Here is a 13,514-nt window from a genome sequence, read left to right on the forward strand (position 1 = left end):
CGGACGGCGAACAGGCGACGGAGTCGAAACGGAGGGGTCCCACGGCGGTGCGTCGCGCTCCCGCCCAGTGCGCCGCGGGCAGCGCTCACGTCACGGGCGGAGTTGGAGGCGGTATCCGATTTGAACGTCGGGCCGATCGGACCGGATAAGCAGGCCGCGACCGTTACGCGAACTTCCGGACGGTCATCTCCAGCGTGTCGAGGTCGAGGATGGGCGCGTACCCCGCGTCGGGGTCGATGTTGACGGATTTTTGGAAGTCGGTCTGGGCCTGCCAGCAGCCGGAGTTGACCGCGAGCACGTTGTGGTACTTCCCCCACCCGAGCTTGTGAACGTGGCCGGTGTGGAACACGTCCGGGACGTCCTGGATGACGAGGTAGTCGCGCTCCTCCGGAGCGACGCGGGTGTGCCCGCCGAACTGCGGGGCGACGTGCCGCTTTTTTAAGAGCTGGTACATCGCTTTATGAGGCTCGTCGTAGCTCGCTTTCTCCTCGGGGAGCTCCGCGATAACCTCGTCGAGAGAGACGCCGTGGTACATCAGCACGTCGACGCCCTCGACGCTGACGGTGGCGGGGTTCGAGACCACCTGCGCGTCGTGGACGTCGAGGATGTCGCGGATCTCGTCGTTGAACCCGGGCTGCGGCTCCGCGAGCCGGACCGCGTCGTGGTTCCCCGGGATCATCACGATCTCGGTGTCCGCCGGCACCTCCTTGAGGTGTTCCGAGAACGCCTCGTACTGGTCGTAGATGTCGACGATCTCCAGCTCCTCGTCCTGATCTGGGTAGACGCCGACGCCCTCGACCATGTCGCCGGCGAGCAGGATGTACTCGACCGCCTCGGCCTCGGGCGTGTGGAGCCAGTCAGTGAAGCGGTGCCACGCCTCGGCCATGAACTCGTCGCTGCCGACGTGGACGTCGGAGATCAGCGCGGCCTGGACGTGGCGGTCGGCCGCGCCGGTCCGGTGGGTTCGCGGGACATCCGGGAAGTGCAGCGAGTCGGCGAACAGGATTCCGGAGTCGTCGGCGAGGGTTCCCTCGACGGCGACGCACTCGTCCATCAGGATCTCGTCGACGACGTCGGCGAGCCCCTTGTCTTTCATCACCAGCGCCGGGAAGGTGCCGGTGGTGTCCTCGAGCTCGACGAGCCAGTGGCCGGACTTGGTCGAGCGAACGTCGTTGACGAGCCCGATCATCGCGGCGTCGCTGCCGCCGGGCATGTCCGCGATCGCCTCCGCCGGACGGTGGTTGACGCGGCCCCGAAGGATCTTCGAGAGGCGCTCGTAGCGGTCGCGGAACGTCCGGACGAAGTCGGCGTACTCGCCGGTCCCGGTGCTCCGTCCGGTCATGTCGTTGCCGACCTCGAGCTCTCGGAGCTCCGGGTCGCGGTCGGGGCTCCGGGAGGGTCCGTCCTCGCGGCTCCGGTCGCGCTCGCCGCCGGGCTCCGCGGAGCCGCGATCGGAACGCTCGTCGGTCGATGCGACGCGGTCGGTTCCCCCGGACCCCTCCGTTTCGACTGGAGATCCTCCGGTTGGAGGGTCTGCGTCGGGGGTTGAGTCCGTCGAGGGTCCGGAGTCGACGCCGGAACGGGCCGGCGTCTCGGAGTCGGCGACGCCGTCCGAACCGACCGCCGCGCGGACCTGTTCGGCGGTGATGCGGAGGGCGTCGTCCGGCGCGCGGTCGACGGCGCGTTCGAGGGCCGTCGCGGAGTCAGGGGCGCTCGCCAGCAGGGTGACCGCCTCTCGCTCTGCGTTGTATCCCCGCCTGGCGAGCTCCTTGACGATTCGGGCGTTCGACTCCAGCGGCACGACAGTCGAGAGGAGTGTGCGGCTCAAAACGGTTCCGGAGGACAGGTCCGCCGTCCGCCGGGCGGACGGGAGCTGTGACCCGGAAGCTTATCACCGAAACCCGTCAACCCGAACGTAATGGACGAAGGGGATCGGCCGGAGACAGACGGTGATCCGGCCGAGCGAAGCGGGGCGTCGGGCGCGAGCGGAGACGACCGCGACGAGACGGACTCAGTCGCCGCGTCCGAATCGGCCGACGCGTCCAAATCGACCGACGATCCCGAACCAGTCGACGATCCCGAGAGGACTGATGGGACCGAACAGTCGAATAGATCCGGACAGATAGACGAGCCCGACCCGATTGATACCCCCGAGACGGTCGAACCGTCCGAGGGAGGAGGAGTTTCGGGAGACGACGACCGCGGGAGTGGATTCGCGGAGCGAACTCGCGAGGGGCCGGCTCCAACCGAAACGAAGGGGCTCGCCTATCGGTTCCGTCACGACAAGGAAGGCGCGTTGATGTGGATCCGGGAAATGCTCTCCAGCGTCGCAATCGTGCTGGTGATCGGGCTGATCCTGTTCGGAATTAGCGGGGTGTGGCCGCCGATGGTCGCGGTCGAGTCCGGGAGCATGGAGCCGAACATGGAGGTCGGCGACCTCGTCTTCGTGACGGAGCCCGGGCGGCTCGCGCCCGACGCGGCGAACAACGACGTCGGCGTGGTAACGTACGAGGACGGGCGGGCCGCCGATTACCGGACGTTCGGATCATACGGGTCAGTGGTGATATACCGGCCGCCGGGACGGACGGCCTCACCGATCATTCACCGGGCCATGTTCCACGTCGAGGAAGGTGAAAACTGGTACGACCGGGCCGACGACGAGTACCACGGCGCGGCGGGGTGCGCCGACCTAAGGCACTGTCCGGCCCCCCACGACGGGTTCATCACGCTCGGCGACAACAACGGCGCGTACGACCAAGCCAACGGGCTCGCGCCTCCGGTCAAGGCCGAGTGGGTGACCGGCGTCGCCCGGGTTCGCGTCCCGTATCTCGGATACGTGCGGCTGATCGCGAGTGGGCAGGCGGAGCTGAGCGACGTGCTCGCGACGACCGTCGCGGCGGAGGCGGTCGATAGGGTGGGTGAAACCGAGGACTCCGCGGCCGCGAGCGATGAGTTCTCGAAGCCCACAGTTTCGGGTGGAGGTTCGATCGCGAGCGCGTCCGCGTGAAATCAGCCGTTCGACGAGAACAGTCAGTTTGACGAGAGTCGTTTGACGAGAACAGCCGGCCAAAGGAGCCGATACTCAAAGAGACTGATCGAGCGACGTCGCCGGTGGGGAAAACGCGTCAGTTGTCAAATCGGGCCTGAACGAACGGCTGGGCGTTCTCGATGTCGCCGAGACGGGAATCGGACAGCAGCACCGCTTCGGTCTCCTCGACCGGGACCGAGAGGCCCATCTCCTTCGTGCGGCCGTACCGGCCCTTCGAGACGACGACCGCGTTGACGATTCCGAGCATGTCGAGCTCGCTGATGAGGTCGGTGACGCGGCGCTGCGTAAGTACGTCCGCGTCGATCTCCTCGCACAGCCGCTTGTAGATGTTGAACACCTCGCCGGTGTTGATGTTGTGGACGCCGTTCTTCTCGAGGAGGATGACAGCGAAGAGGACGATCTTGCTCTGGGTCGGGAGCGTTCTGACGACTTCCACGACGCGGTCGAGCTCGATCTTGTCCTGCGCTTGTCGGACGTGTTTCTCCGCGACGATCTCGGCCTGAGAGCGCTCGGCGAGCTCGCCGGCCGTCCGGAGGAGGTCGAGCGCGCGCCGAGCGTCCCCGTGCTCCTGGGCTGCGAACGCCGCGCAGAGCGGGATCACGTCGTCGGTGAGCGCCTCCTCTTTGAACGCGATGTCAGCGCGGTGCTGGAGGATGTCCCGGAGCTGGTTCGCGTCGTACGGCGGGAAGACGATCTCCTCCTCGCCGAGGCTGGATTTGACGCGGGGATCGAGGAAGTCGGTGAATTTCAGGTCGTTGGAGATCCCCATGATTGAGATCCGGGACCGGTCGAGCTCGGAGTTCATCCGCGAGAGGTTGTACAGGGTGTCGTCGCCGCTCTTCTCGACGAGCTTGTCGATCTCGTCGAGCATGATCACGACCACGCGCTCGTGGTAGTCGACCGCCTCGAAGAACGTCGAATAGACCCGGTCGGTCGGCCACCCGGTCATCGGGACCTCCTCCATCTCCTCCGCGTCGGTCTCGAGCTCGTCGATCCGCGCGTCGAGATCGTCGAGCGTCGCGAACTCGGTGGTCGCGAGCGCTCCGGGGTCGTCGGTCGCCTCGGACCTGAGCTCTCGGCAGCGGTCGAGGCGGTCGGCGATGACCTGCTGGTTCTTCTCGATGAAGGTGTTGGCGAGCTGCGCGAGGACGCGGTACTGCGTGTCGGTCACCTCGCAGTTGATGTACTCGACCTCACAGGGAACGTCGTACTTCTGTGAAGTCGATTCGAGCTCCTGTGAAACGAACTTCGCCGACGCCGTCTTCCCGGTGCCCGTCTTGCCGTAGATGAGGATGTTGGAGGGCGTCTCACCGCGGAGCGCCGAGACGAGGATCGTCGCCATTCGGTTGATCTGGTCGTTTCGGTGCGGGAGTTCGTGCGGAGTGTAAGACGGCCGGAGCACCTCCTTGTTCTCGAAGATCGGTTCGCCGGAGAGGAGGTCGTCGAACAGGCCCTGATTGTCGTCCTCGTCGTCGAGAACGACGCCGTCAAAGTCGACGTCCGGGGTAGAACGGTCGCGTCCGCCGCTGCCGACGTCGACGTCGGTGTCGGTAGTTACCTCAGTGTCGACATCTCCTTCAGTCCCGGCGTCGGTGTCGGGATCCGGTCCGGTACCGGCGTCAGTGCCGACGGTACTGTCCGACCCGGTGCTGTCGATGTTCTCGCGGTCTAGGCCTGTTTCGTGGGCCGTCGAACTCGAAGGCGGATCGTCGAGCTCCTCATCGGTCGTGAACGGGTCATCGGTTTCCCCGCCGCTATCCCCCGATTCGCCCGCCTGCGATGTGTGCTCTCCTTCGTCCATATGAACCCCCCTGTTTCAGGTGGAAATTCGCCACGAGAGGGCGAGGTGCGCCGCGTTCCGTCCTGAAACGTTGACATCCGGCACTATTCGTGTCCAGTGATGTCCAGTTGATGCAGTCGAACCAGATGAAGAGGCGGTACAAAAGTGTTGCTCTCCGGACTCGAAACGCACCGTCAGTTGACGGGATCGTCGACGGCCCTCCGGCCGCGTCGGCACGGTCGAACTGGCTCGTCGGCAGATGGCGCAGTCAGTTGATACTGCAGCCGGCAGACGTGCAGCTGGCAGACGTGCAGCCGACAGATGAGTCGAAGCAGCTGATCCGATTCGTCAAAACGAAATTCTCACGGTGAATCGAGCGCGGTACGGATATCAGACGGTGCAAAACGACGGACACGTCGAATCGGTTCGATGCACCGGAACCGAAGGTTGGATGCGGGAATGCTGAGGAACGACTCGGACTATAGAGCGTGATTTTGGCAGTTCAGTCGCTCGTTAGACGTCGATGAGCCTGTTGATTATCGGTATCTCAGACTGGGACGGTTCGGCGTTTGGTCCGGTCCACGGAAGTTGGATCCCCGAACCCCCCCACCCCCACGGAAGTTGGATCCCCGAACCCCCCCACCCCCACGGAAGTTGGATCCCCGAACCCCCCCACCCCTTTGTTTCGTGTGGAACGCGAATTTGGTGGGTAGGGGTGGTCCAGGGGATGAATATGAAACAGAAGAATTTATATTGTAGACTGTACAACAGTACCCTCGACAATCCATCCCAGATTATTGTTGTTGTTTTGTGGTTATTTTAGTGTCTCCAGGCACTAATAAAATATAGATCGGCCTGATCCCCGAACCATCACCACCACCCCACCCACATCATCACCCGTCTCCAGTTGAAACGAAGGGGTGGGGGAGGAAGCAAACCGAGCGAGCTCAGGCGGGGGCCGTCTGCGATACCGGTCACCCACAGCTCCCCTTAGAGAGATGGACTGTTGTCGGACGAGGTTGTCTCGCCGAACCCGGCTCCCGTCGGTGGTGATACATCGAAATACGAGGCTTTACCCTTATACCGCCGTCACAGACGGCCTCCCAAGACCTGTGTCTGTAATGTGTCAACACCTCATATGTGGACCACCCTTCCGGCATACCTCGACCGCTTCGTCTCGCGTCGCCCCCTTCGGCTCCGACAATACGTTTCCGGGATTCGAAATGAATGCCATTTCGAGCGGCTCAAAACTGTACGCGCTCAATATCGGCCGATCTGAACGTCTGACGCAGTTCTTAAGTGAGAGGGGCGTGGATTCTATCGTAATTCCCCGAACGAACGCCGGGTGCGGCCGGATCGGGCGGTAGCACGCGACACGGCTCGTTCGGGAGAAACCAGGATTGGAGGTCAGGATGGGACTGCTCACGAATCTCAAAGACAGCATATCACGGGTCACAGACGGGCTGTTCGCGGCCGACGAGCCCAAGCGGATCGGGATCTACGGACCGCCGAACGCCGGAAAGACGACCCTCGCAAACCGGATCGCACGCGACTGGACGGGTGACGCCGTCGGGCCTGAGAGCCACATCCCGCACGAGACTCGACGCGCTCGGCGCAAGGAGAACGTCGAGATCGAGCGGAACGGACGGAAGGTCACGATCGACATCGTCGACACGCCGGGGGTGACGACGAAGGTCGACTACAAGGAGTTCCTCGACCACGACATGGAGAAGGACGACGCGGTGCGTCGCTCCCGCGAGGCGACCGAAGGGGTCGCGGAGGCGATGCACTGGCTCCGTGAGGACGTCGACGGCGTCATCTACGTGCTCGACTCGACCAACGACCCGTTCACGCAGGTGAACACGATGCTCATCGGGATCATCGAGTCGCAGGACCTCCCGGCGCTTATCCTCGCGAACAAGACGGACCTTCCCGGATCGGACGTCCAACAGATCGCCAACGCCTTTCCGCAACACGAGACGATCCCGCTCTCGGCGCTCGAAGGTGAGAACATGGACGAAGTGTACACGAAAATCGCGGAGTACTTCGGCTGATGCCCGGACCGACTCCCGACGTCGACGGCGACGCGTCTTCCGACGACCCCGGCGACGGCGTCCGGATCGACATGATCAGCGGCGCCCGGATGGAAGGGCTCACCGGTATGGAGAAGATCCGGCTCATCCTCGACGGCGTCCGCGACGGCAACATCGTCATCTTAGAGGAGGGGCTCTCTCCCGACGAGGAGTCGAAGCTGATCGAGGTGACGATGACCGAGATCAGCCCGGACGACTTCACGGGGATCGAGATCGAGACGTACCCGAAAGCGGAGACGGGCGACCAGAGCTTCCTCGATAAGCTGATGGGTCGAAAGTCCGCCCAGAAGCTCACCGTCATCGGGCCGGCCAACCGGATCGAGACGCTGCACAAAGACGAGAACCTCATCAGCACCCTCGTCTCCCGCAAATAAATGCCCCACCAGTGTACCACCTGCGGCCGGACGTTCCCCGACGGGTCGAAGGAGATGCTCTCGGGCTGTCCGGACTGCGGTGGGAACAAGTTCCAATTTAAACCCGCGGGCGCGACAACGGACGAACCGTCGACACCGTCCGAGCAGTCAGCCCCGTCCGAGCAGTCAACCCCGTCCGAGCAGTCAACCCCATCCGAGCAGTCAACCCCATCCGAGCAGTCAACCCCGTCCGAGCAGTCAACCCCATCCGACCACTCGAACTCGAATGCGACGGAGCGGTCGTCCCCAGCGTCGGCCGATTCAACCGAGGCCGCCAACGCGAGCGAGCCGACCGCCACCGATCCGACTTCGACCTCCGATACCGAGCCGTCTTCCGCCGCTGCAGACCCGACGCCTTCCGACGCGGAACCGTCCGAACCGACCGACTCGACGACTGGGACCGAACACGTCCGCGAACGCGACGAGGAGGACGTCGCGCAGGCGAGCGCTCGATCCGACGTCGTCTCGCCGGACGAACTCGACCGGGCGAGCCGCCCCGTCGACTCCGACTCCGACGCGGACGCTCGGGGCTCCGCCGATCCGGACGGCCCCCGTCCCGATATCGGCGAACTCCGCGACGAGCTCAACGAGCAGTTCGAGAGCATTCGGATCGTGAGTCCGGGGAAGTACGAACTCAACCTGATGGAGCTGTACGACCGTCAGGAGTACATCATCTCGCTGCAGGAAGACGGGCGCTACGTCATCGAAATGCCCGACGCGTGGGGCATTCAAGACGAGTGACGCCAACGGCAGTTTCGACGAACGCCCCCGCCGGCAGTTTCGACGAACGCCCCCGCCGGCCGGAACTCCCGAGCCGTGGTTCTCGCCGAACTGTACATTCGGGCGACCATTGTCGAAGTGAACACAGTTATGCGGCTTCCTCCGCTACGGCCGCCTATGTCCGCTGATCACGCTTTCACTTCGCGATCTCGAGCCGTCTCTCGTTCGATCCGACGCGACGAACCCGACCCGAACGCTCGCGACGAGGTGGACGTATGCGCGTAGTCGCCAAGTTCGGCGGGACGAGCCTCGGGAGCGGCGACCGCATCGAGCGGGCGGCCGACTCCGTCGCGAACGCGGTCGAGGCCGGCCACGAGATCGCCGTCGTCGCGAGCGCGATGGGATCGACCACGGACGACCTCCTCGACGACATCACCTTCGAGACGGACGACGCCGACCGCGCCGAGATCGTCTCGATGGGCGAGCGCACTAGCGTCAGGATGCTCAAGGCGGCCCTCTCGGTCCGCGATATCGATGCCGTCTTCCTCGAACCCGGACACCCCGACTGGCCGGTGATCACGAACGAGCTCGGCGAGGTCGACGTCGAGGAGACGAAGAAGCGCGCGCACGCCATCGCGGAGCGGCTCGACGGCGTCGTCCCGATCATCACCGGCTTCCTGGCGGAGGACCACGACGGCAACGTGACGACGCTCGGCCGGGGCGGCTCCGACACGACCGCGGTGATGCTCGGCAACTACATGGACGCCGACGAGGTCGTGATCGTCACCGACGTCGAGGGCGTCATGACCGGCGACCCACGCGTCGTCGAGGGGGCGCGGAACGTCGGTCGGATCACCGTCGACGAGCTGCGGAACCTCTCCTTCCGCGGCGCCGAGGTCGTCGCGCCGTCGGCGCTCTCGTACAAGGACGAGGACCTCTCGGTCCGGGTCGTCCACTACCAACACGGCGACCTGCTCAGAGGGGGGACTCGCATCGAGGGGCAGTTCGAGAACCTGATCGACATGCGCGAGGAGCCGCTCGCGTGTCTCACCATCGCCGGGCGCGCGATCCGGAACCGACCCGGGATCCTCTCGCAGCTCGCGAGCGCCCTCCGCGAGGAGGAGATCAACATCGACGCGGTCGCCTCCGGCATGGACTCGGTCACGTTCTACGTCGACGTCGACGTCGCGGAAACCGCCGAGGCGCTGCTCCACGAGGCCGTCGTGGACGACGAGACGCTCTCGTCGGTGACCGTCGCCGACCCGATCGCGGTCATCCGGGTGACCGGCGGCGAGCTCCCCAACCAGCCGGGCGTCATCCAGGACATCATCGCCCCGCTGGCCGAGGACGGGATCAACATCATCGACCTCATCACGAGCGCGACGTCGGTCGCGGTGTTCGTCGACTGGGACGACCGTGAGGACGCGCTCGAGATCGTTCAACAGCGGTTCGACTGACGACTCACTCGTCTCACGCATCTCGCTCGACTCACTTGTCCAACTCGTCTCACTCGTTCTTTCGACCGTCCAACTCCCCGAACTCGATCCGGTACCGAGTGGTCCGTCGCCCCTCGAACCGCGGGCCCCTCCCCGCGGATTCGAACCCCGAGGCCTCGATCACCTCGCCGGTCGCCTCGTCGTTCGGGACGACGACCTCGACACCCATCTCCTCCCGGCGCGCGAACCGTCGCGGCTCTTCGAACAGCCGTTCGATCGTCGACCCGTTCCCGTCGAAGTCGGTCACGTGGACGGTGTCGCCGCGGACATCGAAGGCGACGAAGCCGCACACCACCTCCTCTGTATCGTCGCTGTCGCCGGCCGTGTCGCTGTCGCCGGCCGCTTCCACCGCGACTCGAACCGACCGGTCGTGGATCATGTTTCTCACGACGTCTTCCGGCCGACTGGTCACCGATGCCAGCGCCTCGGCGTCCGATTCGAGTGCGTCACGAATCCGCATACCACGGTTACCGGACGAATCCGTATAAACCCGCTGGCATTCGGGTCCCGCGCTTCGTCGGGAGTCGCCCACTTTCCGCTCGAAGCGTCCCGCCTTCCGCCCGAAGTAATATAGTTTTAAACGACCGGCGGCCTCAGGGTTCGACATGAGCAAATCCACCACGATCGTGCTCGGAACGATCGGCGTGTCGGCGGCCCTGTCGGTACTCATCATCCTCTCGTACGTGCTCGGCTGATGTTCTCGTCCCGGCCGCTCGACGCCGACCTCGATGCAGTCCGCGAGGAGCACGCGCCCGGGTCACCCGTCATCGACGTCGACGCGGACTTCGAGACGCTCCCGCCGGCCGCGGCCGAGGACCTCGGCCTGTTCGTCGACGGGCTCTCGCCCGCGTCGTTCCCCGGGGAGTGGCTCCCCGACGAGGTGCCGGAGCTCCTCCGGAAGTACGCCGGTCCCGCATTCACGGTCGGGCTCCCCGGCGACGGCACCGTCGTCCGGTCGACCCAGACCGACCCCCAAGCGGTGCTCGTCAAGAAGCGGGCGGAGGGGACGCCGGACGACTTCCTCGCGTTCCTGGTCGCCGACCGGTTGGTCCAGATCGGCGTCTCACCGGCTCCCGGATCGCTTCCGGACGACGCTCCCCCTGACTGGCTCCCCGAGAGCTTCCTCCCGTTCTTCGGCGAGCGCTATCGCGACCTCGACGCCGCGATCCGCCGCCCGGACCCCGACACCGGCGCCTCGACCACGGGATACGGCCCGACGGACGTCTTCCAGGTCGCGGCCGCGCTGTTCGACGCGTGGGTCGGGCTGTACACCCGCGACGCCTTCGCGTCGTGGGAGGGCCGCCACCCGCGGCTGTTCGACGCGTGGGTCGACGCCGGCGACCGCTTGGAGGGACGGCTCGGCGACCTCTCGGGCGAGGTCGCTCGCGGCGAGACCGACTTCGCGAGCGCGACGGAGTACGCCTGCTCGGCCGTCCGCCACGGGCTCGACCTCCCCGCGCCGTTCGCCGCGCTCGACACCGCCGCCTACCGCGACCGCGGCGCTCCCTACGCGGTGAAGTGGGCGGAGAAGACGTTCGAATCGATGGTCGACGCCGACGGCTGACCGGCTCTCGTTTTTAAATATCGAAGCTGACGTTGCCCTCGCCGTCGAGCTCGATGACGCCCTCGAACAGGTCGCGGAACCGGTCGAGCGTCGCGACCTCGTGGACCTCCTCGGAGAGGTGGAAGATCCCGACCGCGTCGTGCTCGTCGAGGAGGTCGAGGATCTCAGCGGCCGCCTCGTACACCGCGTCGTCGTCGGCGTAGTACGCCATCTCGGTGAGCGAGTCGACCGAGACCCGCCGCTTCCCCTCGTTCTCGGTGAGGAAGCGCTCGACCCGGTCCACGACGCCGTCGAGGTCGTCGGGGGCGGAGACGTAGAACACGTCGTCGCTGGAGCGCCGCGAGTAGCCGCGCTCGACGGAGAGCGTGTCGAGGATGGTCGCCTTCGTCTCGTCGACGTCGTAGTACTCCAGCTTCTGTTCGACCTCTCGCGCGGTCGTGCGCGTGGAGACGACGAGGAACGCGTCGGTGTCGGTCTTCAGGAAGTCGGTGTCGATCCGGTCCGTCTCGCCGATGCTCGGGTGGACGAGCAGCAGCCCGGTGCCGCCCGGGATCGTTTCCGGCCCGTTCTCGATGGCGAGCGAGTAGTCCATGGGATCGGAAACCCCCCGACCGACTTAACGGTGCGGGCCGCGTCGGTCGGTCGCCGCCGACGGGGCCGGCCGGTTTTTTGACTCCCCCTCGCGTTCGCACACACGATGCCCGGCCACGACACCGCGCGCGACGTCTACCGACAGGCGCTGCCGGTGATCCTCGTCAGCCTCGTCGCCGGGCTCTTCGCCGGGACCATCCTCGGCTCCGAGACGATGCGCGCCGGCATCTCGGAGGTCCCCGGCCTCCTCCTCCTGCTCCCCGCGTTCCTCGCGACCCGCGGCGGCGTGTACGGCTCGCTCGGGGCCCGCCTCTCGACCGGGCTCCACCAGGGGCTCATCGAGCCCCGATTCCGCCTCGACCGCCGCCTCAGGAATGCGATCCTCGCCTCGTTCATCAACGGAATGACCGTCTCCGTGTTCATCGCCGTGGTCACCTACCTCTGGCTGACGCTGTTGGGGACGGAGGGGAACCTCCTCCAGCTGGTCGGGATCATGGTCGTCGCGGGATTCCTCTCGGCGGTGCTCATGATCTCGGTGCTGATCGCCGTCATCTTCGTCGGCTACCGCCGGGGGCTCGACCCGGACAACGTGATCGGGCCGGTCGTGACGACGCTCGGCGACGTGTTCGGAGTCCTCTTCCTCCTCGTTGGGATCTACATCGTGGGGGTCGTGCTGTGACCGACTCCGGCGGCGGGGGAGGCGACGGGAGCGCTTCCGACCTCGGGGGCCGCTCGGCGTCCGCCTCGGAGACGACGATGAGGGACGAGTGGTCGATCCGCCGGATCGTCCGGACGATGATCCCGCTCCTCGCCGCGCTGTCGGTGCTCCAGCTCGTCTCGGGGACCGTCCTCGAGACGTACGAGGCGGTGCTCGTCAGCAACCCGGCACTGCTCGTGTTGGTGCCGGTCCAGATCGGCACGGCCGGGAACCTCGCCTCGATCACCTGTTCCAGGCTCACCACCCAGCTCTACCTCGGGACCTACGAGCTGGACCCGTCGAACCCCGACCTCAGGGCGAACGCCGGCGCCGTGTTCGCGCTGGCGGGGACCGTCTTCGGCGTCGTCGGCGTCGCCGCGTGGGCCATCGGCGTCGCGCTCGGCGGCACGCTCGGACTCGGGCGGGTGCTCCTCGTCTCGCTGGTCTCCGGGATGCTCCTCGCCGTCCTCGTCGTCGTCACCAGCGTCGCCGCCGTGGAGATCTCCTACCGGATGGGGTTCAACCCCGACGACACCACAATCCCCGTCGTCACCAACGTCTGCGACATCGCCGGCGTCCTGATCCTCTTCGCGGTCGTCTCCGTGGTCGTGTGAGCTCGGAAGGCGCTGTCATCGTGGGAGTTCAGAACACGCTGTCGGCGGTCGCGGCGCCGACGACGCTGAACACCGCGCTGACGGAGACGGCCTTGGCCGTGGTCACCAACAATTCGGTCCCCGTCACGCCCTGCTGGATGAGGAAGGTGTCCGGCGCGTCGAACAGCACCGCGAGGACGGTCACGGAGCCGAACGCGACGATCATCAGCGAGACGAACCGGGCTGGGATCCCGGCGATCTCCTTTTCTACCTCGGGGTCGCGGCCGGTGTCGGCCCGGTAGAGCGCGGCGTACCCGATCAGCGCGACGAGCCCGGCGGTCAACGCCCCTTGGATCGCGTTCATCCCCGCGGCCAGGTCCCACACCTCTCCGGTGACGACGAACGGGCCCGCGAGGAGGAAGCCGCCGACCGCCTGCTGCGCGGAGTCCGCGATCCGGAACTTCGGCCGACGGAGGCTCTGCGGGCGTTTCATACACTCCAAAGGGACGGCGGCCGAT

The 13,514-nt window shown here is 65.9% G+C and carries 14 protein-coding genes; 9 read left to right on the forward strand and 5 right to left on the reverse strand.

Annotated features, from left to right (window positions below):
• Positions 1-163 precede the first annotated feature (163 nt).
• Positions 164-1,801 (reverse strand): DNA-directed DNA polymerase II small subunit, encoded by a 1,638-nt coding sequence (locus tag B4V06_RS03535; RefSeq protein WP_123113584.1) that lies wholly within the window; start codon positions 1,799-1,801, stop codon positions 164-166.
• Positions 1,802-1,918: 117 nt separating this feature from the next.
• Here B4V06_RS03535 and B4V06_RS03540 point away from each other — a divergent pair, with 117 nt between their 5' ends.
• Positions 1,919-3,007, forward strand: a complete 1,089-nt coding sequence (locus B4V06_RS03540) for a S26 family signal peptidase (protein WP_123113583.1) — start codon at positions 1,919-1,921, stop codon at positions 3,005-3,007.
• Between the two features lie 118 nt (positions 3,008-3,125).
• On the opposite strand, the gene B4V06_RS03545 is transcribed toward B4V06_RS03540, so the two are convergent.
• Positions 3,126-4,850 carry a Cdc6/Cdc18 family protein gene (locus B4V06_RS03545; RefSeq protein ID WP_123113582.1) on the reverse strand — a complete coding sequence of 575 codons (1,725 nt, stop codon included), beginning with the start codon at positions 4,848-4,850 and terminating at the stop codon, positions 3,126-3,128.
• A 1,391-nt stretch (positions 4,851-6,241) separates the two neighbouring features.
• On the opposite strand from B4V06_RS03545, the gene B4V06_RS03550 reads away from it, so the two are divergent.
• The 4 genes from B4V06_RS03550 to B4V06_RS03565 all read left to right on the forward strand — a co-directional run bounded on the left by B4V06_RS03550 (position 6,242) and on the right by B4V06_RS03565 (position 9,512).
• Complete coding sequence (locus B4V06_RS03550) at positions 6,242-6,883, forward strand: Era-like GTP-binding protein (protein ID WP_123113581.1); 642 nt, start codon at positions 6,242-6,244, stop codon at positions 6,881-6,883.
• Positions 6,883-7,296 (forward strand): DUF2073 domain-containing protein, encoded by a 414-nt coding sequence (locus tag B4V06_RS03555; RefSeq protein ID WP_123113580.1) that lies wholly within the window; start codon positions 6,883-6,885, stop codon positions 7,294-7,296. Before B4V06_RS03550 ends, B4V06_RS03555 begins: the two co-directional genes overlap by 1 nt.
• Positions 7,297-8,076, forward strand: coding sequence for a Zn-ribbon domain-containing protein (locus B4V06_RS03560; protein ID WP_123113579.1), 780 nt, complete (start codon positions 7,297-7,299; stop codon positions 8,074-8,076).
• A 254-nt stretch (positions 8,077-8,330) separates the two neighbouring features.
• On the forward strand, positions 8,331-9,512 hold the full coding sequence (locus B4V06_RS03565; RefSeq protein WP_123113578.1) for an aspartate kinase: 1,182 nt from the start codon (positions 8,331-8,333) through the stop codon (positions 9,510-9,512).
• Positions 9,513-9,561: 49 nt separating this feature from the next.
• On the opposite strand, the gene B4V06_RS03570 is transcribed toward B4V06_RS03565, so the two are convergent.
• Positions 9,562-10,011 carry a hypothetical protein gene (locus B4V06_RS03570; protein WP_123113577.1) on the reverse strand — a complete coding sequence of 150 codons (450 nt, stop codon included), beginning with the start codon at positions 10,009-10,011 and terminating at the stop codon, positions 9,562-9,564.
• Between the two features lie 145 nt (positions 10,012-10,156).
• Between B4V06_RS03570 and B4V06_RS03575 the strand changes: the two genes are divergently transcribed.
• Positions 10,157-10,246 (forward strand): hypothetical protein, encoded by a 90-nt coding sequence (locus B4V06_RS03575; RefSeq protein WP_425492680.1) that lies wholly within the window; start codon positions 10,157-10,159, stop codon positions 10,244-10,246.
• The gene (locus B4V06_RS03580; protein WP_123113576.1) at positions 10,246-11,115 is read left to right on the forward strand and encodes a DUF7089 family protein; all 870 of its coding nucleotides are present in this window, start codon (positions 10,246-10,248) and stop codon (positions 11,113-11,115) included. The genes B4V06_RS03575 and B4V06_RS03580 overlap by 1 nt, the downstream gene beginning before the upstream one ends.
• Before the next feature lie 13 nt (positions 11,116-11,128).
• Here the strand turns inward: B4V06_RS03580 and B4V06_RS03585 are convergent, their stop codons facing one another.
• Complete coding sequence (locus B4V06_RS03585) at positions 11,129-11,707, reverse strand: DUF7090 family protein (RefSeq protein ID WP_123113575.1); 579 nt, start codon at positions 11,705-11,707, stop codon at positions 11,129-11,131.
• A gap of 105 nt (positions 11,708-11,812) precedes the next feature.
• Here B4V06_RS03585 and B4V06_RS03590 point away from each other — a divergent pair, with 105 nt between their 5' ends.
• Both B4V06_RS03590 and B4V06_RS03595 read left to right on the forward strand, forming a co-directional pair.
• Complete coding sequence (locus B4V06_RS03590) at positions 11,813-12,385, forward strand: magnesium transporter (RefSeq protein WP_123113574.1); 573 nt, start codon at positions 11,813-11,815, stop codon at positions 12,383-12,385.
• Positions 12,386-12,462: 77 nt separating this feature from the next.
• Positions 12,463-13,017, forward strand: a complete 555-nt coding sequence (locus B4V06_RS03595) for a magnesium transporter (protein WP_498168032.1) — start codon at positions 12,463-12,465, stop codon at positions 13,015-13,017.
• 28 nt (positions 13,018-13,045) lie between these two features.
• Here the strand turns inward: B4V06_RS03595 and B4V06_RS03600 are convergent, their stop codons facing one another.
• Positions 13,046-13,489 carry a DUF2391 domain-containing protein gene (locus B4V06_RS03600; protein ID WP_123113573.1) on the reverse strand — a complete coding sequence of 148 codons (444 nt, stop codon included), beginning with the start codon at positions 13,487-13,489 and terminating at the stop codon, positions 13,046-13,048.
• Positions 13,490-13,514: the final 25 nt, after the last annotated feature.

Source organism: Halorubrum sp. B53, from assembly GCF_059752395.1.